Origin of the sequence: Corynebacterium sanguinis (genome assembly GCF_007641235.1) — a bacterium.
GTDB classification, from domain to species: domain Bacteria; phylum Actinomycetota; class Actinomycetes; order Mycobacteriales; family Mycobacteriaceae; genus Corynebacterium; species Corynebacterium sanguinis.
Genome location: NZ_CP038157.1, coordinates 189,053 through 214,401, shown reverse-complemented (window position 1 = coordinate 214,401; position 25,349 = coordinate 189,053). Strand labels below are relative to the sequence as shown.

General features: G+C 64.3%; 22 protein-coding genes and 2 pseudogenes. 15 read left to right on the top strand and 9 right to left on the bottom strand.

Annotated features, from left to right (window positions below):
* Positions 1 to 64: 64 nt before the first annotated feature.
* The 5 genes and pseudogenes from E3227_RS01095 to E3227_RS01075 form a co-directional block, all read right to left on the bottom strand.
* Positions 65 to 2,152 carry a heavy metal translocating P-type ATPase gene (locus E3227_RS01095; protein ID WP_006841231.1) on the bottom strand — a complete coding sequence of 696 codons (2,088 nt, stop codon included), beginning with the start codon at positions 2,150 to 2,152 and terminating at the stop codon, positions 65 to 67.
* A gap of 123 nt (positions 2,153 to 2,275) precedes the next feature.
* A pseudogene (locus E3227_RS01090) lies at positions 2,276 to 3,318 on the bottom strand (SURF1 family cytochrome oxidase biogenesis protein).
* Between the two features lie 63 nt (positions 3,319 to 3,381).
* Entirely contained in the window at positions 3,382 to 5,352 is a 1,971-nt protein-coding gene (locus E3227_RS01085) for a heavy metal translocating P-type ATPase (RefSeq protein WP_186366025.1), read from the bottom strand.
* Complete coding sequence (cmtR, locus tag E3227_RS01080; protein WP_006841228.1) at positions 5,349 to 5,714, bottom strand: Cd(II)/Pb(II)-sensing metalloregulatory transcriptional regulator CmtR; 366 nt, start codon at positions 5,712 to 5,714, stop codon at positions 5,349 to 5,351. Before cmtR ends, E3227_RS01085 begins: the two co-directional genes overlap by 4 nt.
* Before the next feature lie 25 nt (positions 5,715 to 5,739).
* On the bottom strand, positions 5,740 to 6,609 hold the full coding sequence (locus tag E3227_RS01075) for a cation diffusion facilitator family transporter (protein WP_311197003.1): 870 nt from the start codon (positions 6,607 to 6,609) through the stop codon (positions 5,740 to 5,742).
* Between the two features lie 678 nt (positions 6,610 to 7,287).
* Between E3227_RS01075 and E3227_RS01070 the strand changes: the two genes are divergently transcribed.
* The 4 genes from E3227_RS01070 to cydC are packed head-to-tail and all read left to right on the top strand — an operon-like array spanning position 7,288 to position 13,224.
* Positions 7,288 to 8,913 (top strand): cytochrome ubiquinol oxidase subunit I, encoded by a 1,626-nt coding sequence (locus E3227_RS01070; protein WP_006841226.1) that lies wholly within the window; start codon positions 7,288 to 7,290, stop codon positions 8,911 to 8,913.
* A gap of 2 nt (positions 8,914 to 8,915) precedes the next feature.
* Positions 8,916 to 9,917, top strand: a complete 1,002-nt coding sequence (gene cydB / locus E3227_RS01065) for a cytochrome d ubiquinol oxidase subunit II (RefSeq protein ID WP_136652913.1) — start codon at positions 8,916 to 8,918, stop codon at positions 9,915 to 9,917.
* A gap of 5 nt (positions 9,918 to 9,922) precedes the next feature.
* On the top strand, positions 9,923 to 11,527 hold the full coding sequence (locus E3227_RS01060) for an ABC transporter ATP-binding protein/permease (RefSeq protein WP_144317281.1): 1,605 nt from the start codon (positions 9,923 to 9,925) through the stop codon (positions 11,525 to 11,527).
* A 26-nt stretch (positions 11,528 to 11,553) separates the two neighbouring features.
* Entirely contained in the window at positions 11,554 to 13,224 is a 1,671-nt protein-coding gene (gene cydC, locus E3227_RS01055; protein ID WP_006841223.1) for a thiol reductant ABC exporter subunit CydC, read from the top strand.
* A gap of 57 nt (positions 13,225 to 13,281) precedes the next feature.
* Here the strand turns inward: cydC and ccsB are convergent, their stop codons facing one another.
* The 3 genes and pseudogenes from ccsB to E3227_RS11885 form a co-directional block, all read right to left on the bottom strand.
* Positions 13,282 to 14,313, bottom strand: coding sequence for a c-type cytochrome biogenesis protein CcsB (ccsB, locus tag E3227_RS01050; RefSeq protein WP_006841222.1), 1,032 nt, complete (start codon positions 14,311 to 14,313; stop codon positions 13,282 to 13,284).
* A 35-nt stretch (positions 14,314 to 14,348) separates the two neighbouring features.
* The gene (locus E3227_RS11655; RefSeq protein ID WP_006841221.1) at positions 14,349 to 14,498 is read right to left on the bottom strand and encodes a hypothetical protein; all 150 of its coding nucleotides are present in this window, start codon (positions 14,496 to 14,498) and stop codon (positions 14,349 to 14,351) included.
* Positions 14,499 to 14,507: 9 nt separating this feature from the next.
* Positions 14,508 to 14,582, bottom strand: a pseudogene (locus E3227_RS11885) (hypothetical protein); the annotation flags it as partial.
* On the opposite strand from E3227_RS11885, the gene E3227_RS01045 reads away from it, so the two are divergent.
* Positions 14,548 to 14,880, top strand: coding sequence for a sensor histidine kinase (locus E3227_RS01045; RefSeq protein ID WP_375542965.1), 333 nt, complete (start codon positions 14,548 to 14,550; stop codon positions 14,878 to 14,880). The pseudogene E3227_RS11885 and the gene E3227_RS01045 overlap by 35 nt on opposite strands.
* Before the next feature lie 357 nt (positions 14,881 to 15,237).
* Here the strand turns inward: E3227_RS01045 and E3227_RS01040 are convergent, their stop codons facing one another.
* A complete protein-coding gene (locus E3227_RS01040; protein WP_006841219.1) occupies positions 15,238 to 15,813 on the bottom strand; it encodes a copper resistance CopC family protein in 576 nt (191 codons plus the stop codon).
* Positions 15,814 to 16,086: 273 nt separating this feature from the next.
* Between E3227_RS01040 and E3227_RS01035 the strand changes: the two genes are divergently transcribed.
* From E3227_RS01035 to istB, 10 genes are all read left to right on the top strand, one after another.
* On the top strand, positions 16,087 to 18,243 hold the full coding sequence (locus E3227_RS01035) for a bifunctional copper resistance protein CopD/cytochrome c oxidase assembly protein (protein WP_144317280.1): 2,157 nt from the start codon (positions 16,087 to 16,089) through the stop codon (positions 18,241 to 18,243).
* Between the two features lie 341 nt (positions 18,244 to 18,584).
* On the top strand, positions 18,585 to 19,376 hold the full coding sequence (locus E3227_RS01030; RefSeq protein ID WP_144317279.1) for a M23 family metallopeptidase: 792 nt from the start codon (positions 18,585 to 18,587) through the stop codon (positions 19,374 to 19,376).
* Between the two features lie 144 nt (positions 19,377 to 19,520).
* The gene (locus tag E3227_RS01025; RefSeq protein WP_144317278.1) at positions 19,521 to 19,853 is read left to right on the top strand and encodes an ArsR/SmtB family transcription factor; all 333 of its coding nucleotides are present in this window, start codon (positions 19,521 to 19,523) and stop codon (positions 19,851 to 19,853) included.
* 101 nt (positions 19,854 to 19,954) lie between these two features.
* The gene (locus E3227_RS01020; protein ID WP_144317277.1) at positions 19,955 to 20,662 is read left to right on the top strand and encodes a DsbA family protein; all 708 of its coding nucleotides are present in this window, start codon (positions 19,955 to 19,957) and stop codon (positions 20,660 to 20,662) included.
* A gap of 9 nt (positions 20,663 to 20,671) precedes the next feature.
* Entirely contained in the window at positions 20,672 to 21,322 is a 651-nt protein-coding gene (locus E3227_RS01015; RefSeq protein ID WP_144317276.1) for a vitamin K epoxide reductase family protein, read from the top strand.
* Positions 21,323 to 21,813: 491 nt separating this feature from the next.
* Positions 21,814 to 22,083 (top strand): helix-turn-helix domain-containing protein, encoded by a 270-nt coding sequence (locus E3227_RS01010; RefSeq protein ID WP_144317275.1) that lies wholly within the window; start codon positions 21,814 to 21,816, stop codon positions 22,081 to 22,083.
* 285 nt (positions 22,084 to 22,368) lie between these two features.
* Positions 22,369 to 22,539: a hypothetical protein gene (locus E3227_RS11830; RefSeq protein WP_342778826.1), complete on the top strand. Its 171-nt coding sequence runs from the start codon at positions 22,369 to 22,371 to the stop codon at positions 22,537 to 22,539.
* Between the two features lie 17 nt (positions 22,540 to 22,556).
* Positions 22,557 to 23,906 (top strand): IS256 family transposase, encoded by a 1,350-nt coding sequence (locus tag E3227_RS01000; protein WP_144317273.1) that lies wholly within the window; start codon positions 22,557 to 22,559, stop codon positions 23,904 to 23,906.
* 55 nt (positions 23,907 to 23,961) lie between these two features.
* Positions 23,962 to 24,465: a Mu transposase domain-containing protein gene (locus E3227_RS00995; RefSeq protein WP_144317272.1), complete on the top strand. Its 504-nt coding sequence runs from the start codon at positions 23,962 to 23,964 to the stop codon at positions 24,463 to 24,465.
* A gap of 43 nt (positions 24,466 to 24,508) precedes the next feature.
* On the top strand, positions 24,509 to 25,306 hold the full coding sequence (istB, locus tag E3227_RS00990; protein WP_144317271.1) for an IS21-like element helper ATPase IstB: 798 nt from the start codon (positions 24,509 to 24,511) through the stop codon (positions 25,304 to 25,306).
* Positions 25,307 to 25,349: the final 43 nt, after the last annotated feature.

Genomic DNA, 25,349 nt, shown 5'->3' with positions numbered 1-25,349 from the left:
TCTCCGACAGATCGGACGGACTGTTCTCGCCACGGGCCCCACTGGTGACTCGCGGGGAGAAGCATCAGTGCGTGGGCTTTTCTTCGTGGTCGATGCCGGCGTGTTCCTGGCCCTTCTGGAAGTTGAGCAGGCGAAGCGCGTTCGCGACGACGATGAGGGTGGATCCCTCATGGATGAGCACGACGGCGCCGATATTAAGCCCAAGGAAGGTCGCGATGATGAGGAAAACGACGATGGCGAGGCTGGCGATGAGGTTCTGTCGGATGATCCGGCTGGCGGCCCGGCTCAGCCGGACAGCGAACGGGATGTGTCCGAGGTCGTCGCTCATCAGCGCGATGTCGCAGGTCTCTAACGCGACCGTCGACCCGGCAGCACCCATCGCAATGCCGACGTCAGCGCGGGCCATCGCGGGGGCGTCGTTGACGCCGTCGCCGATCATCGCGATCGGGCGGTATGTCTTGGCCAGGCTCGTGATGTGAATGACCTTGTCCTCGGGGAGGAGCTCTCCGATCGCCGTGTCGACGCCGACTTCCTGACCTACCGCGTCGGCGACCCGCTGATTGTCGCCGGAGATCATGACCAGATGGCCGACCCCTGTGTCCCGGAGCGCGTTGAGCACCTGGGCGGATTCGGCGCGGGAGGCGTCCATCACTCCCACGACCCCCAGGAAGCGGTCACCACGACGCACGATCATCAACGTCTGCCCAGAGTCGCGGGCTTCGGCGTAGGCCTTGGCCAGCGAGGAGGGCAGTTCAAGCTGCTGTTCGTCGAACATGCGCAGGTTGCCGATTTCGACCCGCTCTCCGTCGATCGTCGCGGTGATGCCGCGGCCGGTGAGTGCCGAGAGGTCGGTGGCCACCAGCCGCCCGGTCTCGGGGACGCGGGGTGCAAGGTCGCGGACGATCGCGGCGGCGAGGGGGTGGTCGCTGAGAGATTCGACCGACACGAGTGTCGGGATCAGTTCCGATTCGGACGTGTCATCGGCGGGAACGAGCGAGGTCACTCGTGGTGCGCCCCACGTGAGGGTGCCGGTCTTGTCGAACGCTATCGCCTCTACTCGTCCGAGTGTCTCGAGCGGGGCACCGCCCTTGACGAGCACGCCGGCACGGGCGGCGCGGGCCACGCCCGCCAGGACTGCGGCTGGGGTGGCGATCGCGAGAGCGCATGGGCTCGCGGCGACGAGCACAGTCATGGCGAGGTAGAAGGCGTCGCGGAACGGCTGCGCGAACGCGAACATCGACACCAGCAGGGTGGCGATGACCCCGAGGATCACGGCGGGCACGTACCAGCGCTGGAACCGGTCGATGAACTGCTGTGTCGGGGACGCAGCCTGGTCGGCGGTGCGAACAAGCTCAACGACCTTGCTCAGTGTCGAGTCAGCGGCGGTCGCGGTGACCTCGATCTCGAGTAGGCCAGACCCGTTCACGGTGCCGGCAAACACTCGATTGGTGGCGGGGAGGGTGCCGACCGTGTGCATCGTCCGTGTGGGGTCGGACACCGGTTCCTTCTCCACGGGGATCGACTCGCCCGTGACTGCCGATTGATCAACGGCGGACATTCCGGAGATCACGAACCCGTCCGAGGGGATGCGGGAGTTCGGACGGATGACAACGATGTCTCCGACCACGAGCTCCTCCACCGGTACTTCCACGGGTTCGGTTTCGCCGCGGCGCACCAGGGCGCTGCGGGGGGCGAGCTCGGCGAGGGCCTCGATGGACTTGCTGGCACGGCTAAGGGCGTACTCTTCGAGCGCGTGGCCGAGGCTGAACAGAAACAGCAGCACCGCACCCTCCGCCCACCGGCCGATGAGAGCGGCGCCGACCGCGGCGACGAGCATGAGGAAGTCGACCTCGAACTTCCCTCGCAGCGTGGAGGAGATAGCGGTGCGGATGGTGAAGAACCCACCGAAGAAGTAGGTGGCGAGGAAGAACGCCAACGGCCATCCGACCATCGGCAGCCCCAACGCGAACTCCGCGATCATCCCACCGGTGTAAGTGACGCCGGCGGCGATCGCGAACCACAGCTCCCAGCGTGCGGAACCGTGGGCATGATCTTGGGTATGAGTGGCCGCCGATGTCGGTGGCAGGGTTGTGGGGGATCCGTTCGGGGCAGCGTAGTCGCCGGGGTCAGGGTCATGATCGTGCTCGCTCATGCCTGTAGTCTAACGGGGAAAACCCCTTATTGCAAGCTTATTGAAAATCCTTGAGGGCATCCCCTCCCGCACCCTCCGTATAGACATCGAGCGGGCCGCACCGTGTGGTGCGCAAGGCTGCGCTTAGAACCGCTCGCGCCGGCGGTTGGTGAATTTCCGGGAGTGATTCGGCTGGCTGTCGCCGTAACGGTCGTGCAACATGCGTGCACGGGCACCAGAGGATGCGGAAGTAGGAGCTTGGGCATGGGCGAGACCCTGGGTGTCATTTTCCGGGTGAGTGGTGCGGAGGGCGCCCACCGTGTCGGAATCTGTCTCTTCGTCCTGGGAGTCCCCGGTCTGCTGCGAGGATGTCGATCCGTCGGCCAGCTCGGCCTCCTCGCGGCGCACACGGCGGCGTTCCTTCAGCTCCGCCCAGATAAAATACCCCAGGCCGAGCGGGGCCATGATGCCGAAGGCGATCCACTGGAAGGCGTAGGACAGGTGCGAACCGCGGTCGAGCATGGGCACCGGGATGGCGTTGATCTCCCCGGCCTGCCCCTCGGCCAGCTGCACATAGTCCTCCGCCAGTTCCATGCCGGTCACCTCGGCGATCTGCGCGGTGTTGATGCCGTAGACCTGGCGGTAGCCCTGGTCCTCGATCGGGGGGGGGACATCGGTGTCTGCTCGGTGAATCGGGCGTGGCCGACGATGGACTGCTCACCGGCTGGCGCAGTATCCATCGGTGGGACACCGCCCTCAAGCGGCGGGTTGAAACCCCGGTTGACCAGGATGACCTCACCGGAGTTCAGCTGGAAGGGAGTCAAGGCATGGAAGGCAGGGGAGGAGTCGACCGGACGGTTGCGCATCAGCACCTCATCCTCGGGCAGGTAGTGGCCCTGAAGGATCACCCGGGCCCATTCCTCCCCGGGCTCGATACTGCCCCGGGCGTCAAAGATCTCCTCGGCGGGGACGGGCTCGACCTCGAAGGCGGATTCGATCTGCTCGTTGCGCTCGACGATAGTGCTATCCCTGCTCAGCTGCCACGGCGCCAGAAAGGTAAAGGCGACGTAGGAGAAAGCGATGATGGCAAGGACACCGAACACCCAGCCGGGCCGGAGGAATGTCCGCCAGCCCTTCTTCTGCGGGGCCCGACCGTACCTGCGTTCACCTGTGCTGCTCACAGCCATGAAGTCTACTGCCCCGTCCGGTGAGAAAGTGCATCCTGTCGCCGGGTGCTCATGGGGAAAGCACTACGAGACCCGGGACCTTCCGTACGCATCCTCGTCGGCAGTGACCGTGGCCGCCTCGACGGGCTTCAGGTCAAGATGCTTGGTGCGGGCGGCCCGCAGGCCGTTGGCGATGACGATGACCTCGGCCACCTCGTGGACCAGCACGACAGCAGCCAGTCCCAGCACACCGGTGATCGCCAGCGGCAACAGGACGATGATGATCGCCAGGGACAGCACAATGTTCTGGTTGATGATCGCCCGGCCCCGGCGGGCGTGGCGCAGGGCCCGGGGGATCAGGCGCAGGTCATCGCCGGTAAACGCCACATCCGCGGACTCGATCGCCGCGTCCGAGCCCTTGGCACCCATGGCGATACCGATATCGGCTCGGGCCAGGGCGGGCGCGTCGTTGATGCCGTCACCGATCATCGCCACCGGGCCGCGGGTCCCCAGTCCGGCCACGGCGGTGGCCTTGTCCTCCGGGCGTAGCTCGGCCCGCACGTCCGTGATGCCGGCCTCCCGGGCCAGCGCAGCGGCGGTGCGGCTGTTGTCGCCGGTGAGCATGGTGACCTGGAAACCCTCATCGGTGAGCGTCCGGATGACCTCGGGGACCTCGGGGCGGAGTTCATCACGCACCCCGATCGCCCCCACGGGCTGGCCATCGCGGTGGATGACGACCACGGTCATGCCTTGTTTTTCCAGGTCCTCGACCTGACCGGCCAAGGGGCCGGGGGACAGCCAGCGGGGGCTGCCCACGGCGATCTGCGCTCCGTCAATAAGTCCGGTGATGCCCTGCCCGGCGGCTTCGTCGACCTGCTGGGCGGCCGGGGCCTGCGGTGTAGCGGCGGTAATGGCGGCAGCCAACGGGTGGGTGCTGTGAGCCTCCAGCGCCGCGGCCCAACCGAGGACATCCGCCCGGGTGGCTCCACCAGTGGTGAGCACATCTACGACGGTGGGCCGGTTGCGGGTCAGGGTGCCGGTCTTGTCCAGGGCCAGATGCCGGATACCACCGAGGCGCTCGAAGGCGGCGCCGGACTTGATGACCACGCCGAATTTGCTGGCCGCCCCGATCGCGGAGACGACCGTGACCGGCACCGAGATCGCCAGGGCACACGGCGACGCCGCGACCAGGACGACCAGGGCACGTTCAATCCATACGCCCGGATCCCCCAGCCAGGACCCGATGACGGCGACGAGGATGGCGAGGATGAGGACACCGGGCACCAGGGGACGGGCCAGGCGGTCGGCGATCCGGGCCCGTTGGCCCTTATCGTGCTGGGCCTGTTCCACCAGGGCGACCACGGTGGTCAGGGAGTTGTCCGTCCCGCCGGCGGTGGCCTCGACCTCGAGCGCCCCGGTGGTGTTGATCGACCCGGCCAGCACCGCATCACCGGGGCCGACTTCGACGGGGATGGATTCTCCGGTGATCGCCGAAACATCCAGGCTGCTGTGCCCGGAGCGGATGATCCCGTCGGTGGCCAGGCGTTCCCCGGCAGCCAGGCGCAACACGTCCCCGGGGACCAGCTCCTCGACCGCCACACTGCGGGTCACCCCGTGGGAGATGATGGTCGCGGTGGAGGGGATGAGGGCCAGCAGGGCACGCAGGCCCGAACGCGCCTTGTCCATCGCCTTATCTTCCAGGGCCTCGGCAATCGAGTAGAGGAAGGCCAGGGCGGCGGCCTCCTCGATGAAGCCCAGCAGGACGGCACCGAGGGCGCTGATGGTCATCAGCAGCCCGATACCCAGTTTTCCCCGGGTGACCAGCCCCTTGAGGGCTCCGGGGACGAATTGGGAGGCGCCCAGCAGTAGGGCGAGCCAGAACAGGCCGGTGGCCACCAGTCCGGCCCCGGGGACGAACCACTCGAGGATCAGGCCGATGAGCAGGGACACGCCGGAAGCCACCGGGAGAAGGACGGCACGGTCACGCCACCACGGGGTGGGCTCCTCTTCGTCGGCCATCGGCACGGACGGTTCACAACCACAGGCAGACGTCATGACCGCTGGCCTCTTTCCTCATCGCAGCAACCAGCAACCGGACACTGCGGGTCCAGGCACTCGGCGTTCTCATCGACGGCCAGGGTGGTCTCCACCAGGACGGCAAGCGCCCGGGCGAGGTGGGCGCCGACGATCTCATAACGGGTGCGCCGGCCCTCCGGTTCCGCGACGACGATTCCGCAGTCACGCAGACACGCCAGGTGGTTGGAGACGTTCGAGCGCGTCAACTCCAGGTCCCGGGCCAACTGTGCTGGATAGCCAGGGGCCTGAAGCAGGGACAACAGGATTCGGGACCGGGTGGGATCGGCCATGGCGCGTCCCAGCCGGTTCATCACATCAAGACGGGAGGCAATAGTCAGCATGCACTGACCATACAGTGGGGGATGACTAGTTGGCAATTGTCTCCGCCTGCTCGTGTGACCCTTTCGCCCTGTGAAGCGGAGTGTTAGCAGACGACCTCGTTGTGTATGTGGTTATCCTGTTCGAGTTGGATGGTCGAGTGCTCGATACCGAAGTTCTGCAGGCAGGCCTGGGCGGCGTCGAGGATTCCGCAGCCGGCGTGGCCCATGTCCTCGAGGGCCAGGCGGGAGGTGGCCAGTGATTCGGTGCCAACGGTGTTCCAAGTCTGCAGGTCGCGCACGGAAGCGACCCGGGCAGGCCGAGCAGTGTTGCTTCTACGTCGCGGGCGTCGATGTTCTTCGGGGTGTGGTTCATCAGCACCGCGAGGGAGTCGACCATCAGGCGCAGTGGTCTCGGCAGCACCATCGCGGCGATGAACAACGAGGCGATGATGTCGGTGGGCAGCCGGCTGGTGAACCGGATGATCAGGACAGCGATGATCACCGCGACCGAGCCGAGCAAATCGGAGAGCACACGTAGGTAGACGCCGCGCATGTTCAGGCTCTCGTGCTGACGACGCCCGAGGATCAAGGCGGAGATCGCGTTGGCGGCCAGGCCGACCATCGCGACGATGAGCATCACGCCGGTGTCGAGGGGGACCTGTTCGCCGATCCGACCGAGCGCGCGCACGACGATCATCACCGAGATGGCGCTGACGATGGTCGCATTGATCAGCGCGGTGAACACCTCGACGCGGCGGTGGTTGTAGGTAGCGGTTGAGCGGCCGATGAGGATGGCGATCAGGGCGATCATCAGTCCCGTGAAATCCGCGAGCATGTGCATCGGATCCGACAACAGAACCAGCGAGCCAGAAATAACGCCACCGGCTACCTGGGCCAGGAAGATCGTGAACGTCAATCCCGGGGCCTTCAACGAGCCCGTCAGGCCATGACCACGACCATGGTCATGGTGGAAGGTTAACCCACATTCCGCTTTATTGAAAGACTAATGAAAAATCCAGAGCCCTTACCTGAAAATATGTGTCTCCGGGCGAGAAGATGACTCCCTGTGCTGGGTTTGCAGGAATCCCCTGGCTGGCTGCGCGGGGATCCTTTCCTAGGGCGACGTCAAGCCAGGAGCGGGCGAAACGAGCGGTAGCGGCGCCCTGAACGGCACCAATTTTTCCAACCATCGGGAGCAGACGAAGATGATCCGCCGCTACATCGCCTAGCACAGAACCCACGTCATCAACCCGCAGCTATGTAAGGTCATCAAACCAGCCAGCACCATCAAAAAGGCAAAGGTTGTCTGACGCGGTACTACTAGGGGCCTCGAAGGAGGAGTGAACCGATTCAGGTCATAGAGGGGTATTTCGGAACAGTTCAATGTCCTGTCTGATTAGGGAGATGCGTCACGTTCGTGGAACTTTCTCGTTGCCGGGCCGACAGCTCGTATGTACCTGAATTTAACTCGGGTGTCGGCAGGAACCGCGAGCCGGGAGTGAGTGAGGCTGGGTCGCAGCGCCTGCCGGAGCAGGAATCGTCGCAGTGGCGATGTGCCATCTGGACGGTTCGTCAACTGGGAAAGGCGCATTCTGTGGATCTTGTCGATGTCTCACGCTGGCAATTTGGCATCACGACTGTCTATCACTTCATATTCGTCCCCCTGACCATTGGGCTTGCCCCCCTGGTGGCCATGATGCAGACGGCCTGGCACCGGACCGGGAAGGACATGTGGTACCGCGCCACCAGGTTCTTCGGCACGCTCTTCCTGATCAACTTCGCCATGGGAGTGGTCACCGGCATCGTCCAGGAATTCCAGTTCGGTATGAACTGGAGTGAGTACTCCCGCTTCGTCGGTGACGTCTTCGGCGGGCCGCTCGCTCTCGAGGGGCTGGCCGCCTTTTTCTTCGAGTCCATCTTCTTGGGGGTCTGGATCTTCGGTTGGGAACGCGTGCCCCGCTGGATGCACCTGGCTTCGATTTGGATCGTGGCGGCCGCGACCAACGTCTCGGCCTACTTCATCATCGTGGCCAATTCCTTCATGCAGCATCCGGTAGGCGCGGCGATGAACTACGAGAACGGGCGCGCAGAACTGATCGATGTTTGGGAGCTGCTGACCAACCCGGTGGCACTGGTGGCCTTCCCGCACGCGGTGGCTGGTTCCGTGCTCGTGGCCGGTACCTTCGTCGCTGGCATCAGCGCCTGGTGGATGGTGCGGTCCCGCCGCCACGCAGCCAAGATGGACGGGAACTCCGAGGACGCCGGACAACTGTGGCGGCCGCTGCTGCGCATGGGATTGTGGGTCACATTATTGGGGATCGTATTCGTCTCGATCACCGGTGACTTGCAGGCGAAGGTGATGTTCGAGGTCCAGCCGATGAAGATGGCCTCCGCGGAGGCGCTGTGCCACACCGAGGAGGATCCGTGGTTCTCTATTTTGGCCATCAGCACGTTCAACGACTGTAACTCGGTCTCCGAGATCTTCAGTGTTCCCTGGGTCCTGTCCTTCCTGGCTGGCGGCCAGTTTGCCGGTGTGACGCTGCAGGGCGTCACGGATCTGCAGGCCCAGGCCGAGCAGCTCTACCGCCCGGGAAACTACTCGCCGAACCTGTTCGTCACCTACTGGTCCTTCCGCCTGATGATTGGCTTCATGACTGCCTCCATCCTGGTAGTCATCCTCGGCTTCTGGCTGACCCGCAGGAAGCGCACCACCGACAAGCGGTGGTTCGCCTGGCTCGGCCTCATCGCGATTCCGTTCCCCTTCCTGTCCAACTCCGCCGGCTGGATCTTCACCGAGATGGGACGCCAACCTTGGGTGGTGTACCCGAACCCCGACTTCGGGCCGGAGAACAGTCCGAATGGGGAAAATGACATCCACATGATCGTGGACTTCGGTGTGTCCAACCACTCGGTGACCACCGTTTGGATCTCCCTGATCGCCTTCACCCTGATCTATGGCGTTCTGGCCGTGGTCTGGTTCTGGCTCATGCGCCGCTTCGTGGTTGCCGGGGCGCTCGCCCCCGGTGCTTCCGAGAACATCGCTGAGGACACCTACGGTCCGGACGCCGAGGAACTGGAACCGCTGAGCTTCAGCGCCGACAGTGCTGAGAACACCGAGGGCGCCGAGGGCGTCGAGTCTACCGGCTGGAATTCCACAGCTGTCGCCACGAAACCGCGCCGGCAGCGCGGCGAGCGCACCGATGATGGGCAGGAGAGCTGACCATGGATCTGCAGACTCTGTGGTTCATCGTGATCGCCTTCTTGTTCGTGGGTTATTTCGTCCTGGAGGGCTTCGACTTCGGCGTGGGCATGCTCCTGCCGTTCCTGGGCGGTGATGACGATGAGCGCGCGCGGCGTCGCGACGCCGTGGCCACCAGCATCGGCCCGGTGTGGAACGGCAATGAGGTGTGGCTCATTGTGGCTGTAGGCGGCATGTTCGCCGCGTTCCCCGAGTGGTACGCCACATTGTTTTCCGGGCTCTATCTACCGTTGCTGCTCATCCTGATCTCCCTGATCCTGCGCGGTGTCGCGCTGGAGTGGCGCGTCAAGGTGGACACCCAGGTCTGGCGCGACCGCTGCGACATTGGGCTGGCGATCGGCAGCTGGGTGCCGGCGATTTTCTGGGGTGTGGCCTTCGCCAATATCGTCCAGGGCTTGGCGATCGATGCCAACCGGCAAATTGATTCCAGCCTGGGTGCCATGTTCGGCCTGTTCAACCCGTACGCTGTGCTGGGGGCGTTGGCCTTCGTCTTGCTGTTCATGGTGCACGGCGCCACCTTCCTGGGCATGAAGGTGCATGAACCGCTGCGCAGCCGTGCCCACTGGCTGGCCCGTCGGCTGACCATCCCCGCCGCGCTGGCCACCTTCGGCTTTGCGGCATGGACCCAGCTGGGGCACGGGGACCCGGTCCTCTGGATCGCCGTTGTTGTCCTCGCCCTGTGTGTGGTCGTCGGCTCGGTGGCCATCCTGCGCAACCGCGACGGCGTCGCATTCGCTGCCACCGCCGTGGCCGTGGCGACCCTGGTGGTGCAGATCTTCGCGACCTTGTTCCCGAACGTCCTGCCCACCTCACTGGCCGATGGGGTGTCGTTGAATATCTACAACGCCTCCAGCTCGGACTACACTTTGACCTTCCTGTCCTGGGGCGCCCTAATTCTGGTGCCGTTCGTCCTGGCATCGCAGGGTTGGACCTTCTGGTCCTTCGCCAAGCGGATCAAGGTGTGAGCCGGATGCAGGGGCCTATTGACCCTAGACTCCTCGCCCTGGTTCCGCCGGTGCGGGGCCTGATCCTGCGCACGGGCGTGCTGCAGGCGTTTATCACCGTGCTGGTGCTCGCCCGCGGCGTGCTCATCGGCTGGGTCGCCGCGCGCGTCATCCTGGACCGTGGTGCCGACTGGGAGGTGCTGACCTGGCCAGTGGTGGCCCTCTTCGCCGCCATCGCCGTCCACGGCGTCGTGGCTGCCCGCGCGCAACGCTCCTCCTCGGAGAGCGTCGGGCGGGTCGTCGACACCCTGCGTGCCAAGGCGTTGGCCGCGTTACGACGTCGCGATCCCCGCCGCGTGCAGGAGGAATCGGCCCACTGGCGCGAGGTCCTCACCGATGGCACCGAGAATTTTCGGCCCTACCTGAACGAATTCCTGCCCTCCCTGGTCGCTGCCGCGCTGGCGACTCCGGCCGCCCTGGTCGTGGTGCTGGTGGCTGACCCCGTCTCCGGGATCTTGGCGCTGGTGACAGTGCCATTGATTCCGGCCTTCATGGTGTTGATCGGTAAGCTGACCGCCGCCCATACACGACGTCGTCTGGAGGTGACTAGCGCTCTGGGCGGGCAGCTGGCGGACTTGTTGTCCGGCTCGCTGACACTGCGGGCACTGGGCGCCACCCACCAGCCGAGCAGACAGCTGCGGTCCACGGGGCGTCGCCACGAAAAGGCCACCATGTCGGTGCTGCGCCTGGCGTTCCTGTCGTCGTTTGCCCTGGAGTTCCTGGCCACCCTTGCGGTGGCGCTGGTGGCTGTGAGCATCGGGCTGCGCCTGGTGGACGGCAACATGGAGCTAACCGCAGGACTGATCGCACTGATTGTGGTGCCGGAGGTGTACAACCCGATCCGGCAGGTGGGCACGAACTTCCACGCCGCCGCCGACGGACTCACCGCCGCCGAGGAGATCCTGGAGCTGCTGGACGAAGATGAGACTCGCCCCGTGGGCCACCACGGCCGGAACTACCTGACCCACTGTGGCTCCCCCGCGGGCGTCCAGCTGACAGTCACCGACCTCAGCGTGGGCGGCCGCGACGGCACGAAGCCGGAGAACCTGAGCTTCACCGCCGAACCCGGGAAGATCACCGTCCTGTACGGCGACAACGGCTCCGGAAAGTCCACCGTGTTCCTCGCCGTCCTGGGCGCGCTGCCGGATGACCTGGTCACCGGAGAGATCACCGCCCCGCCGCCGGAACGCACGGCCTATCTGCCAGCCCGGCCGGTGCTGGTGCCCGGCAGCGTCGAGGACAACCTCGTGCTGCTGGGTGCGCAGCGCAAACCGGCCACCGAAACCGCCGGGAACCTGTGGTTCGACGTACCGTTGAAACGCCGTCTCGGCCCACAGGGCGAGGGCCTCTCGGCGGGCCAGAGCCAACGCCTGACCCTGGCCCGCACTCTGGCCCGCGGCAGCGGACCCACGCTGCACCTATTGGATGAACCCAGCGCGCACCTGAGCCCGGAGCTGGTAGATGCCCTCTCCACCGAGCTGCGCCGGCGGGTTGCGGCCGGACACACGGTGGTGCTGGCCACCCATGACGTTCGCCTGGCCGCAATCGCAGATGAGGTGGTGTACCTGTGAGAGCAGATATTCGATCACTTAACGGAATGCTCCGCCTGGCTGGGGTGCGGCACCGTGAGATTATCGCGGGCGTCGCGGCCGGCTCCATCACCCTGATCTCTGCGCTGACCCTGACCATCGTCTCCGGTTGGTTGATCACCAAGGCCTGGCAGATGCCACCGGTGATGGACCTGACGGTCGCGGTCACCGCCGTGCGGGCGCTGGGCATTTCTCGGGCGGTATTCCGTTACGTGGATCGGTTGCTCAGCCACCGCATCGCGCTGCGTGCCCTGACCACGTTGCGTTCTCGGGTCTTCGATGCGCTGGCCTTCGACCATACCGGTTCCGGGCGGGGGCATCTGTTCACCCGCGGCGACGGGCTGGTGCGCCTGGTTGCAGACACCGAACGCGTCACCGATGTCATCGTGCGCGCCGTCGTGCCCGCTGGGGTGGCGGTGGTACTCACCGTCTTTGCAGTGGCCGGGGCTACTTTGCTGCATCCCGTGGCGGGTCTGGTTCTGTCACTGGGCTTCGTGGTCACCGGAGTGCTTGCCCCCTGGCTGGCGGTGCGGGCAGCCAGGCGCTCACGTCGGATACTCGCCGAGGATAATTTCGAAGTGGCTCTGGATGAGCTGCTGGACCACCGCGTGGAGTTCGCCGCCGCCGGTCTGGAAGAGCAGCGCGAGGATCTGGCCGTCGCGGCGTCGCGATGCAGTAGCAACGCCACCGTCGCCGCCGAGAAACCCTTGGCAACGTCACAGGCGCTGATCCAGTGGTCCACCGGCCTGGCCGGGGCACTGACGGTGATCGTCGCCGCGCTGGCATACACTGGGGATCCCACTTGGCTGGGCATGGTGGTGTTGCTGCCGTTGGCGGCTTTCGAGTCCCACGCGCAGCTCTCGGAGGCCGCGATCCACGCCGACGAGGCTTCCCACAGCGCCCGCCGCCTCACCGACCTGGTCGAGGAGTCCGGTACCACTCCGACAACGGATGGTGGGGAGGTGACAGCGTGGGAGCTTGACAACTGCCATCTTAGAGCCACCGACCTACGCTGCCGTTTCGGTGACATCAGTTGGCAGGTGGATCTGCTACCCGGTGAGCGTATGGTCATCCGCGGCCCCAGCGGCTGCGGCAAGACCACGTTGCTGCAGACCCTGGGAGGCCTGGTGCCACCACGCAGTGGTTCTGCCACGCTGAGTGGGCACCCGGTCCCGGAGATCGACCAAGTCACGCTGCGAGAAACCCTGCGCGTGCACGCCGAGGACGAGTGGCTCTTTTCCACCACCATCCGGGAGAATCTCCTGGTAGCCAACCCCGATGCCAGCGACGGGGAACTCCGTGAGATCCTGCGCGCGGTGGGGCTGGCGGACTGGTTGCGGGAGACCGTCGGAGCGGGTGCTGATCCGCTGGACCTGCTGCTTGCCGACGGCGCGGGCTCCCTGTCGAGCGGTCAGCGTCGCCGTCTACTGCTGGCTCGGGCACTGTGTTCCACCGCGCCGGTGCTGCTGCTGGATGAGCCGACCGAACATATCGCGGCCACGGACGCGGCGGCGTTGCTAGACCTCCTGCTCCACCAACCGCTGCCGGGACCGCTGCCACGGCGCAGCGTCATCCTGGTCACCCACGCTAACGACACTGACTCGACAACCGGGCAGGTGGGCACGCAGACCTTCCCCGACCCGGTGCAGATCAGGACCTCACCCCCTTACCAGGACTAAAAAGATGGTCACACTCGAGACAGGAGCGACAATCAGCGATATTAAACGCAGGCTCCTTTAGTTCAGTCCGGCGTAGGAGTGCAGACCAGAGACGACCAGGTTGATGAAAAACAGATTGAAGATCATCGTGGCCAGGGCCAGGATATTGATCCACGCGGCCTTGTGATCGCGCCACCCGGCGGTGGCACGGGCATGCAGGTAGGCGGCATAGAGCACCCAGGAGATAAAGGATGCGGTCTCCTTCGGATCCCATCCCCAAAACCGGCCCCACGAGGCCTCAGCCCAGATCGCACCCAGAACAATGCCCAACCCCAGCACGGGCAACGTAATGATGGCGGACTTGTAGGCCAGGGCGTCGAGCTTTTTCGCACTCGGCAGCGGCTTGGCCACAGCACCGAAGAAGCCACGCTCTCTGCCCTTCGGCTGCCAGATACGCAGCAGGTAGAGCAGGGAAGCGATGCCCGAGACGATGCCAATCGCCGCGCCCAGGGACACAGTGGAGACATGGACGGGCAGCCAGTAGGACTGCAGGGCGGGCACGACTGGGGCGGAGTTGGAGTAGAGGCTGGTGCCACCGAAAAACAGCAGGACCAGGATCGGGACCAGCAGCCACGGCCACACGCTGCGCCACTCACGGCGCTGGATGACAATCGCTGCGGAGATGACCGCCAGGACGCAGATCATGGAGATGTACTCGTACATGTTGCCCAGCGGGAAGCGGTCGGTGGCCAGGCCGCGCAGAACCACCGACATCAGGTGGACCACTGCGCCCAACCAGGCCAGAGCCTGAGTCATGCCACCGAATTTATCGGCGGAGGCCTCCTGGGCAGCATATTGCTCATCGGTGAGCAGGGGGTCGGTGGCGTTAACGTCTCCGATTGACCTGTCAGTGAGGTCCCCAGTGCCGGTACCGGCGCCCACAGCGACATATTCGGGGTGGGCGATGTCTTCGCGTGCCCGTCGGGCGTCGATGACCCCTTGCATCTTGACGTAGAAGACCAGGGAGAGCACCAGGGCGAGCAGGTAGATCACGAAGGCGGTCTGGAAGGCGGTGTCGGAGAAGGTGGAAAGGGTCTGATTAACAGGCATCAATGGATAAAGTCCTTATGATTTAGGGGCGGGTGTTACTGACTGGGGCTTGTGACCAGAACAGGTGTGTTCTCCTCGGCCTGCTCATCGATGTCGTCTGGATCGGGCAGGCCGAGCAGTGCACGGTGGAGCTTGTCGAACTCCCCACCCCAGCCGGCGCTATCGGTGCGGGCCAGGCCACCCATCTCCACGAACGTGGAGCTCCCGTCGGCGGAAGGTCGCAGCCGGATCCAGATGGACAACCTGCTGACCAACGCGCTGCGCCACACCCCGCCCGGCGGTCAAGTCAGCATCCGCGTTGCCCGCCGAGGGGCCAACAGTGTCCTCATTGAGGTCGTCGACACCGGGGGCGGGATGACTGCGGAACAACTCGGGCACGTCTTCGAACGGTTCTACCGCGGGGACACCGCCCGCGACCGCGACCACGGCGGTTCCGGTATCGGCCTGACCATCTCCCGGGCCCTGATGGAAGCTCACGGCGGAACACTCACCGCCACCTCGCCCGGACCAGGCGAAGGCGCCGTATTCACCATCGGTCTTCCCCTACTCCCGAAGGGCACCCCCTGATGGCCAGCGACCCCCGCCCCCTGCCGGAAGGCACCCCTGGAGGGGCATGATGGCCGGGGAGTTTCCCCCACGATCCCACCGATCCAAAGGAGCGATCCGATGACCACCCCGACTCCCCCTCGGCTGCCACCGGCCTCCACCGGCTGCGGGTGCTGCGCGCCCGCTACGCTCTCCCGTCGGCGCAACACCGGACACACCTTCCCCCCTGCGAGGTGATCGGGAAGGAAGCATCATCAAGGCAGTCCGCCCTACGGCGGCTCAATGCCTCTGGGGAGCCCTGGGCCTGCGTCTGAGGCACTTCCTGGGGCAGAGGCCGAGGCTGTGCACCCGAGGAAGACCCGCACACCCGTGGCTCTTCTACCCCGTGGGCGTGTTCCGACCCCTAAGGATCAGCACGAGGACGGCAGCGATGACACCGATGAGGGCCAACCCCGCAAGAATCAGGACTATCGGATTACTGACTACGGAGGTGTCCTCCTCGGCGGTGCTCTCGGCGGCTGTGGTCTCCTCCCCAGGCCTGGCGTCGGCGCCCGTGGTGGTGGCGGCCGTTTGGGCGTCACCGGCGACGGTGAAGGTGGTCTCGCTGCGGGTGGCGTGGCCGTCGGAGGAGAGGATCTGGAAGCCGACGGTGTAGTCACCTGGCCCGCCGCTGACACCCGCAGGTAGATCAAGGGTCACCAGTCGGCCGTCGATGGTCGGCTCACCACTGAACAGGAGATCACCGGAGCCCTGGTCGGTGATGGCCACGGTGCTGAAACCCTCCTGGGGCAGCCCGGAAAACTCCAGCTCGATGCGGCGCGGAAATTCCTCGACCACTTCACCGTCCGCGGGATTGCCGCCGATCACGGAGTCATGCGCGAGGGCAACCGGGGTGGCTACGACCGTCAGGGCCCCGACCGCCACAACAGTAGCCAGCACACGACGAGGGAGCATGGGGGAGATGATCACGAAAGTCCTCCTGGACTGGGCCGGTTCTTCAACCGGATGTGAGCGACTACGACACCTGCCTGCGGGAGGTACCAAGAGAGTGGTCGGAACGGGCGGGAGGAAAGTTCCCGGCCACGCCGCCTTCACCGGGTGTTGTTCTTCCCAGGTCGGTGCCCCCTGCAGGGGGCGAACCGGAGGAAGAGACCGGTCCCTGGGCAATGTACAAGAACACCCGCAGGCCCCATTAGGGTGAACCTCACGCCCGCTTCCGAGCACACCATGAGAGCGGAGGCGGCATGGACGGCGAAATGGACACAGATGACCCACCCGGTAAATGACACCCCCACTGCCACGGATACGACCACAGGGACGACCCCCACCATCGGGAGCCGGCCTCAGGAGCGGGTACGCCCCACGTGGCCGTTGTACCTGCTCTTTTTCGCCGTCGCCGGTGCCATCGGCGGGACGGTGGCCTACAGCTTCCTCGGTGAATCCCTCGCGGCCCTGGGGATCCCCAACCCGGGCATCGCGACCACCTTCGGGTTGCCGTTTTTCCGTGCGGTCGGTTGGATGCTCGCTGCCCTGTCCGCCGGTTCTTTCCTGTTCGCTGCTTTCCTCATCTCCCCACGGTTGCCCGGCGGTGATCACGACCACCTGCACCAGGCCTCGTTGAGTGTGGACGGGCACCTGGCCTCGCGTACCGGTGCGGTCGCGGCCATCTGCTTCGGACTGATCGCGTTGTTGATGATCCCGCTGGTGCTCTCAGATGTCTCCGGCACCCCCCTGGCCCAGACACTGGGCCTGGAGACCCTGACGGTGGCCGTCGAGCAGGTGGCCATGGCCCAGGTGTGGCTGATCGTCGCCCTTATTGCCCTGGTCACCGGTTGTACGGGCCTGATGAGCCGGGCGTGGATCACCCAACCACTGTTGCTCCTCGGGTCAATCCTCATGATCATCCCCCTGGGCCTGACAGGGCATTCCTCCTCGGGCGGTAACCACGACCACGGCACCAACTCCTACCTGTGGCACCTGGTCTTCTTAGTCCTGTGGGTCGGCGGACTCATGGCCCTACTCGCCCACGGTCGTCGCCTGGGACCTGACCTGGATATTGCGCTGCGCCGCTACTCGACAATCGCCCTAGTCTCCATCATCGTCATGGCCGTGTCCGGGCTGGTCAACGCCGCCATCCGCATCGAGCTGACGGATCTGTTGACCACCCGTTACGGGTTAATCATCGTGGCCAAGACCATCGGCGTGATCATCCTCGGTGTCTTCGGGTGGATCCACCGGGCGTGGGTCATTCCGCAGGTGCAGGCCAACCCCGCTGATCGCCGCCTGTTCCGCCAGGTCGCCATCGTCGAGGTGCTTGTCATGGCGGCGGTCACCGGTATCGCCATCACCATGGGGCGCACCCCGCCGCCCCCACCGCGCATCCCGAACCTCTCGCAGATGGCCACCAAGCTCGGCTACGAGCTGTCCGAGAAGCCCACCATCCTCAACGTGTGGGGCATGTGGCGCTTTGACCTGCTGTTTGGTGCCCTCGCCCTGCTGCTGGCCGTCGGCTATCTGGCCGCTGTGTGGCGCACCCGCCAGGCAGGTCACACCTGGTCGAGTACCCCCACCGCCTGGTGGTTGGCCGGATGTGTGACCCTGCTGGTGACGATGAGCTCCGGGATCGGGCTGAATATGCCCGCGGTCTTCTCGGTGCACATGGTCGGCCACATCATCTTGTCGCTGGTCATCCCCATCTTCCTGGTGCTGGGTGCCCCGCTGACCCTGCTGATGACCGCCTTCGCCCCGGGGGCCCCGGGTAGGCCGAATATCCACGACTGGGTGCGCGCCTTCACCCGCAGCCGGTTGGTGGGGGTGATCACCCATCCGGTGGTCAACACCCTGCAGTTCCTGGTGTTCTTCTACGTCATGTACCTGTTCATCCCGCTTTATGAGCTGCTGATCTCCAAGTACGCGGGGCAGCTGATCATGAACACCGTGCTCCTGGTCTCCGGTTGCTTCTACGTCTGGGGGATGCTCGGACCCGACCCGATCCCGCGCCGGCGCCCAGCCACCGTCCGCCTGGGCTGGCTGGTTGCCTCCCTGCCCGTCCACCTGCTCGTCGGGGTCTATCTCCTGCGCCTGGACACGATCCTGGGCGAGGAGTTCTACCGCTCCCTGCTCCTGCCCTGGGAGCTCGATCTGCTCGCCGACCAACGCACCGCCGTCCTGGCCTGGGCCACAGGTGTGGTCCCACTGGCCGTCGTCGCCCTCCTGCTCATCGGCCATTGGCCGGGCACGGTCGGGAAAACCACGGGCAACGAGGAAAAGACCACCACCGGTAGCAACGCCGAGAACGAAAACCACACCACATTCCTCGGCCCCACCACGGACGGTAAGACCCCCACGTCCGACCACGGCACCCGGACAACCGACCAGCCTTAACCACCCCGGTCTCACCGCCGGCCCCTCACGGGGCCAGCGAGGAACTGGTCGCGTGACCTCCTCCCGGGCTCCCGCAGCCATGGCCCATGCCTCGACGAGGCCAGCGACAAGCCCGAGACAGGCCTTTCCCTTGGTGATCCCCCCGCCCATCACAGACACCTCCCCAACTAGGAGCCGAACTATGAAATAGATCACTAAATGGACTCCGGAGGTGACTTCGGTGGGGATGAGAAGTTAATGTCACCTCCATCAGGTAACGAAACAGTCACAATTTCGTCTCTAACGAGTACAACGGTGAGATCGAGTGTGGCGGAACAACGGACAACGACGGAAGAAGATTCATGCGACTGAAGGCTCAGCGATCAGCCGGAGGAAAACACCGCAAGATCCCCACCCCGCAAACCAAGAGCCGCGTAGCCCTGGTGGCCGTGGCCACGGGCGCGGTCTCGTCTGCGGGTCTCAGTGGTGCCGCCGTCGCCACGCTGCAGACCCAGGCTGAGGCCCCGATCTCCCCGCAGGACACTGTCGGTGGCGTGCAGTTGGCCACCAATGACACCGCGCTGCCCCCGGACACGACGGAGACGGCCCCGCAGATCCTGACGATCTCGGAGTATAAGCCGGTAACCAATATCAACGAGCAGTTGGACAAGGCGGTTGAGTACGCCGCCGAGCGCACCGAGGCCGCCCGCGCTGAGGCTGCACGTCTGGAAGCAGAACGCATTGAGGCAGAACGCCTGGCCAACGCCTCATCCGTGGTCAAACCCACTGAGGGCACCTTCACCTCCGGTTTCGGTATGCGCTGGGGCAGCCTCCACGCAGGACTAGACATCGCCAACGTCGTGGGCACCCCAATTCTTGCGGCCATGGGCGGCACCGTCATCGACTCCGGACCGGCTTCCGGTTTCGGCCAGTGGATCCGCATCCAGCACGATGACGGCTCCATTGCCGTCTACGGCCACATGGAAACCCTCGATGTCAGCGTGGGTGAGAAGGTCACCGCCGGCCAGAAGATCGCCGGCATGGGTAACCGAGGTTTCTCCACCGGTTCCCACCTGCATTTTGAGCTCTACCCGACCGGCAGCGGCGCCGTGGACCCGGCTCCCTGGTTCGCCGAGCACGGCATCACCTTCTAACCTTCCCCCCACCCGGGAGAAAACCCGGTCCTGACCCTCAGGCCAGCGCCTGTGGTCCGGATGTAAACATGCTCCCGGTCATCTCACACTCCTCCGCCGAGGGCACCGAGGAGTAGTACAGGGGATTGTGTACTCTCTACGATTATGAGCACGGTGACCGTCACTCACACCTCGGCGTTGTCCCGGGTGGGCAATGCCCTGTCCGATGACACCCGGACCGGGATCCTGTTGGCCTTGCGCCACGGGCCCGCCCGACCGTCCGTGCTGGCCCGGCAGTTGGGTGTCTCCAAACAGGTGATGTCGAATCAGTTGGCCTGTCTGCGCGGATGCGGGCTGGTGGCCTCCACCCCCCAGGGGCGCAACGTCTGGTATTCTCTGGCTGACCCCCAACTGGGTCACGCCCTCGGTGAGTTACTCGAGTTGGTGGTCACCATCGATCCGGCCTGTTGTTCGCCGGACGGGTGCACCTTCTCATGACCGCCTCGGTCCTGGAGGACTTCGTCGCCACCTTGCCGGGTCCCCCGGGGCCCACGGCCTCGACACCCCTTAATTTCCACCAGAGATAGAACGGACCCCTCTTGAGCACCCCCACCACCCGCACCACCTCCACCCGGCCCTCCGGGAATTGGAGAAAAGCCCAGATCATTGTCTGGGCGTTATTGGCAATCGTCGTCATCGCCGGGATCGTCGCCTTTTTCCTCGGCCGATCCGACTCCGCTTCTGCGCCCGCCCCGGAAACCGTGGCCAGTGATGCGGGGCAGGTGGTCCGGGACAACAGTCGGGTGCTGTCCCAGGCGCCGAACGAGAAGGCCGTGCTGGTGGAGTTCCTCGACTTCGAGTGCGAGGCCTGCCGGGCGGCTTACCCCTTCGTGGAGGAACTACGTGCGGAGTACTCCGACACCGTCACCTTCGTCAACCGTTACTTCCCGCTGCCGGGTCACCGCAACTCCATGCCCGCTGCCGTGGCTGTGGAGGCTGCCGCCCAGCAGGGCCAGTACGAAGCGATGTACCAGCGGATGTTTGAGACCCAGTCTGAGTGGGGTGAGTCCGCCGAGGACAACAGTGCGGTCTTCCGCGGCTTCGCCGAGGACCTGGGTCTGGACATGGCCGCCTTTGACGCCGCTGTGGCCGATCCGGCCACCGAGGAACGGGTCCGACTCGATGTGGCTGACGGCACGGCCCTGGGTGTGCGCGGCACCCCGACCTTCTTCCTCGACGGCCAGCTCCTGACCCCGGACTCCCTGGAGCAGTTCCGGGCCGAGGTCGACGCGGCCGCCGCCGACTAACCCGAATCCATGACGCACCCAGCCACCGCCGACGACAATGAGGTTCTCGTGACCGAGCCGAACAACGACACCTTCCTGCCGGTCTTTGCCCGCCAGCGTCCTTTCGCCCTCATCCTGCTGGTCACCGGCGTGATCGGCTGGGTGGCCTCCGGCATCCTGGTGCTTGAACGCCTGGCCCTCTACGAGGACGCCGAGCATGTCACCACCTGTGACATCAACGCCCTGGTCTCCTGCGGAAAAGTGATGGGAACCTGGCAGTCCGAACTCTTCGGCTTCCCCAACCCGTTGATCGGCATCGTCGCCTTCGCCGTGGTCATCACCACCGCGATGGCCATGCTGTCGGGGGCACGCTTCGCCGACTGGTACTGGGGAGGTTTGCAGGCGGGTGTGACCGTGGGCCTGCTGTTCATCATCTGGCTGTGGTACCAGGCGCTGTTCGTCATCCATATTTTGTGCCTGTACTGCATGGTGGTGTGGGCGATGATGGTCCCGCTGTTTATCCTGCTCACAGTACGCAACCTCGCCCACGGTCTCTTCCCCGCCTCGCCTGCTGTGGTGCGGTTTGCCTCCCAGTGGGCAGGCACCCTGATCGCCGTGGTCTACGTCGCTGTGGCCGCCTCGGTGTTCCTCAGCTTCTACTCCGATTTCACTAACCTCTAACTCCCACGAGCTGTGGTTTCCTTTCCCACACCTCTACCGAAGGCCGGGTGGCCCAGGTCCCAGGAACTGGGCCACCCGTACCTGTATCAATGGATGGCTCGTGCAGCTGCCTTTGGGCAGCATTGACCAATCCCCACAACCGGACCTGGTTGTGGGTGTTTCGCTCTGATCCTGGGGTTGTGTCCAGTAAGGGATGAGGAGCTGCTGGGCTTCATCTTGGCTGAGTTCATTGATGACCTCAGGTGAAAGACGAAGATCATTTTCCAAGGCCTGGATAAGCCACGGTGGCAAGGGAGGAACCTGGGATGGCTCCAGGTGGGCATGAATCCCGCCGTAGAGCCGGCCCATCTCCTCGATGACCTCGGCCAAGGCACGGGTGTGCGGGTGGTCCGCCTGTTGTAGTTGCTTCACCCAGTGGCTCTGTCAGCGCTCTTTGAAAAGTAGCCCAAAACGCTCCTCGAAAAGTAGCCCACCCGGAAAAGATTGGATGGGTGATTTCATTGGAGGAATGGGCGCAGATCCGATACCTGCGTGGGCAGGGTCTGTCATTGAGGAAGATCGCGGCCGAAGTGGGCTGTGCGAAGAAGACGGTGGAGAAGGCTTTGGCTTCAGATTCGCCGCCTTGTTACAAGCCACGGGATGCCAAAGGAACGAGTTTCGATCCGTTTGAACCGCAGGTCAGGGAACTTCTCGCGGAAACACCGCAGCTTAATGCCAAGGTGTTGGCTCAGCGAGTGGGCTGGACAGGCTCGGATTCATGATTTCGCAAACACGTTGCCAGGATCCGGCCTGAGTATATGCCCGCCGACCCAGTCGATACCCTTACTCACTCCCCGGGGCGTGAGATCCAATGTGATCTCACTTTTGCACCGGGTGGACTACCTGATGCTGATGGGGTCTACCGCGCGTTGCCGGTGTTGGTGATGGCAGCCTCGCATTCTCGTTTCGCTGCGGCGTGTGTGCTTCCCTCGCGCACGACTGATGACTTGATCGCCGGGATGTGGCAGTTGATAACACGTGATTTCCAAGCGGTACCAGATCGGCTCGTGTGGGATCACGAGTCCGGGATTGGCAAGGCGAAGCTGTGCGAGCCTGTTGCCGCATTCGGCGGGGCGCTGGGCTGCAGAATCGTTCAGACCCCACCGCGGGACCCGGAATCTAAAGGCATCGTCGAGCGCGAGGGTGTCAGGAAGTTTGTGTGTGAGGCTCTGATCTAGAAGGAGTTTCACCGATAATGACTAAGGTGTCACCGAAGAAAGGCCACGACCCGGCAAGGGTCAATGAGATCAGCGAGAAGCTGATGGAAAATCCTGAGCTCGCCAGCTTGATCAGCGAACTGTCGACCTCTGCAGATGATGCAAGCGATCTGGTCAAAGGCCTGTTGCAGGCATCGATCAACGCCGGTCTGCAGGCGGAGATGGATGCACATTTGGGCTACGGCCATGCCGACCGTAAGGCGAAAGCCCGGTTGGAAACCGCACAGGAGAGCAATCACCGCAACGGGTCGTACACCAAGACCGTCGATTCCGGCTACGGCCGACTAGAGGTCACCATGCCCAGGGATCGTGCCGGCACGTTCACCCCGCAGATGGTGCCGAAGGGGTCGCGCCGTTTGACCGAGCTCGACGACATGATCATCTCGCTGTACGCCGGTGGGATGACCGTGCGCGATATTCAGCACCACCTCGCCACCACCCTCGGGGTGGACATGAGCCCGGATACCATCAGCACGATTACTGACGCGGTGCTTGATGAGGTGATGCTGTGGCAGAACCGCCAGTTGGACGAGTTCTACCCGGTGATCTTCCTCGACGCGCTACGCGTAAAAATCCGCGATGGCCACCGCGTGGTCAACAAGTCTTGCTACATGGCGGTAGGCGTCGACATGGACGGCATCAAGCACATCCTGGGATTGTGGATCGCAGACAATGAAGGCGCCAGTTTTTGGGCATCCGTGTGCGCTGACCTTGCCAACCGTGGGGTCCAAGACGTGTTCATCGTCTGTTGCGACGGGCTCAAAGGCCTGCCGGACGCCGTGGAGGCAACCTGGCCGAATTCCATGGTGCAGACCTGCATCGTGCATCTGATCCGGGCGGCAAATAGGTGGGTGTCTTACCAAGACCGCAAACCCGTATCCAGCGCGTTGCGGGAGGTCTACACCGCGCCGAATGAGGACACCGCCCGCGCCGCCCTGGACGCGTTCGAGGCGTCCGAGCTGGGACGGAAGTATCCGCAATCGGTCAAAGTCTGGCGCGACGCCTGGGACCGGTTTGTGCCGTTTTTGCAGTTCCCGCCTGCGGCACGGCGGGTACTCTACACCACGAATTCGATCGAATCGCTGAATGCTGAGCTGCGGAAAGCCACCCGCAACCGCGGCCAGTTCCCGAACGATACTGCGGCGCTGAAAACGCTGTGGCTGATGATCTGCAACATCGAGGACAAGCGCGCTGCCCAGCGAGCGAAGAAAGCGAAGCGCGCCATCGAATGCAGCGGCTATATTGAAGGAGCGAAAGCCACCGGGTGGAAACAAGCCATCAACCAACTAGCCGTGGCATACCCCGACCGATTCGCGGACTACTTGTAAACCAAGCCCCCGCACACAAAGAATCGGACACCCTCTCGAGCGCACCAACGGGTACATGAAGCGTTCTTTCTTCCCCGGGCGCCGGTTCAGCGACCCGGTGGATGTGCAAGCCCAACTTGATGAGTGGTTCACCACAATCGCCAACGCACGCGTTCACACCACGTTGAAGGCCACACCGGCGGACTTGTTCGCAGCTGATCAGCGAGCGATGCGCCCCTTGCCACCGTATCCGCCGGTGTTCGGTGTCAGGCCCGCGGTGCGCCTGCCGCGTAACTACTACGTCACCGTTGACACCAACCAGTACAGCGTGGATCCGACATTCATTGACCGACTAGTCACTGTGCGCAGCACGCTTGATGAAATCGCCGTGACCGGGCCACACGGTGAACCCGCCGCGGTGCACCCACGCCATTGGGGCCAGCACAAGGTCATCACCGACCCCGCCCACGCCCAAACTGCCCGCGCCATGCGCCGCGACCTAGCTACGGCGGGCGAGAGATTCCAGCCAGATACCGCTGTTGACATCGCTGACCTATCCATCTACGACCACATCGCCTAACACGGCCTCAACGCCCCACAAACTCCAAGGAGAGCTCTTTCCTATGACCCGCACCAGCGCCCACGACACCGCGGCGGCAATTAGTCACCTCGCACGGGAGTTGAAAGCCCCACGCATCGACAACGTCTACTCAACCATCGCCAATCAAGCACGTAGCCAATCCTGGACATTCGAGGAGTACCTCGCCGCCGTGCTATCCGTCGAAGCGACCGCCCGCGCGGAATCCGGAGCATCATTACGCGTCAAACGCGCCGGCTTTCCGGCCGTGAAAACCATCGCCGACTTCGACTTCACCGCACAACCCAGTATTGACCGCACTGAAATCGCACGCCTTGAAACCGGGGCCTGGGTCGCCACAGCTGAAAACGTCGTCCTGCTCGGCCCACCCGGAACCGGCAAAACCCACCTCGCCACCGCACTTGGCATCACAGCAGCGCAGCAAGGCTATCGCGTCCTCTTCGACACCGCCGCCGGGTGGATAAACACCCTCACCGAAGCCCACAACACCGGCAAACTCGAAACGCTGCTGAAACGATTAAACCGCTACCACCTGCTCATCATCGACGAACTCGGCTACATTCCCGTCGAAGCTGACGCGGCGAACCTGTTTTTCCAACTCGTCTCCAGACGCTACGAACACGGCTCCATCATCGTGACCTCAAACCTAGCGTTTTCCCAATGGGCGCAATGCTTCGGCGACATCACAGTAGCCACCGCCATGGTCGACCGCATCGTCCACCACGCCAAAATCTTTCAACACCGAGGAGTAAGCCACCGCATCAAAGGACGCGAAATACCCACACCAACAACCCCCTCACCAACCCCACATCAGGCACAATAACAACGACCACACTGGGCTACATTTCAAAGAGCGCCAGTGGGCT

What these genes read in the sequence shown, in the direction of transcription:
- E3227_RS01095 (WP_006841231.1), bottom strand. Translation starts at nt 2,152, where the DNA reads ATGAGCGAGCACGATCATGACCCTGACCCCGGCGACTACGCTGCCCCG.
- E3227_RS01085 (WP_186366025.1), bottom strand. Translation starts at nt 5,352, where the DNA reads ATGACGTCTGCCTGTGGTTGTGAACCGTCCGTGCCGATGGCCGACGAA.
- cmtR (WP_006841228.1), bottom strand. Translation starts at nt 5,714, where the DNA reads ATGCTGACTATTGCCTCCCGTCTTGATGTGATGAACCGGCTGGGACGC.
- cydB (WP_136652913.1), top strand. Translation starts at nt 8,916, where the DNA reads ATGGATCTGCAGACTCTGTGGTTCATCGTGATCGCCTTCTTGTTCGTG.
- E3227_RS01060 (WP_144317281.1), top strand. Translation starts at nt 9,923, where the DNA reads ATGCAGGGGCCTATTGACCCTAGACTCCTCGCCCTGGTTCCGCCGGTG.
- cydC (WP_006841223.1), top strand. Translation starts at nt 11,554, where the DNA reads ATGCTCCGCCTGGCTGGGGTGCGGCACCGTGAGATTATCGCGGGCGTC.
- ccsB (WP_006841222.1), bottom strand. Translation starts at nt 14,313, where the DNA reads ATGCCTGTTAATCAGACCCTTTCCACCTTCTCCGACACCGCCTTCCAG.
- E3227_RS11655 (WP_006841221.1), bottom strand. Translation starts at nt 14,498, where the DNA reads ATGGGTGGCCTGGCCCGCACCGATAGCGCCGGCTGGGGTGGGGAGTTC.
- E3227_RS01045 (WP_375542965.1), top strand. Translation starts at nt 14,548, where the DNA reads ATGGACAACCTGCTGACCAACGCGCTGCGCCACACCCCGCCCGGCGGT.
- E3227_RS01040 (WP_006841219.1), bottom strand. Translation starts at nt 15,813, where the DNA reads ATGCTCCCTCGTCGTGTGCTGGCTACTGTTGTGGCGGTCGGGGCCCTG.
- E3227_RS01035 (WP_144317280.1), top strand. Translation starts at nt 16,087, where the DNA reads ATGAGAGCGGAGGCGGCATGGACGGCGAAATGGACACAGATGACCCAC.
- E3227_RS01030 (WP_144317279.1), top strand. Translation starts at nt 18,585, where the DNA reads ATGCGACTGAAGGCTCAGCGATCAGCCGGAGGAAAACACCGCAAGATC.
- E3227_RS01025 (WP_144317278.1), top strand. Translation starts at nt 19,521, where the DNA reads ATGAGCACGGTGACCGTCACTCACACCTCGGCGTTGTCCCGGGTGGGC.
- E3227_RS01015 (WP_144317276.1), top strand. Translation starts at nt 20,672, where the DNA reads ATGACGCACCCAGCCACCGCCGACGACAATGAGGTTCTCGTGACCGAG.
- E3227_RS01000 (WP_144317273.1), top strand. Translation starts at nt 22,557, where the DNA reads ATGACTAAGGTGTCACCGAAGAAAGGCCACGACCCGGCAAGGGTCAAT.
- E3227_RS00995 (WP_144317272.1), top strand. Translation starts at nt 23,962, where the DNA reads ATGAAGCGTTCTTTCTTCCCCGGGCGCCGGTTCAGCGACCCGGTGGAT.
- istB (WP_144317271.1), top strand. Translation starts at nt 24,509, where the DNA reads ATGACCCGCACCAGCGCCCACGACACCGCGGCGGCAATTAGTCACCTC.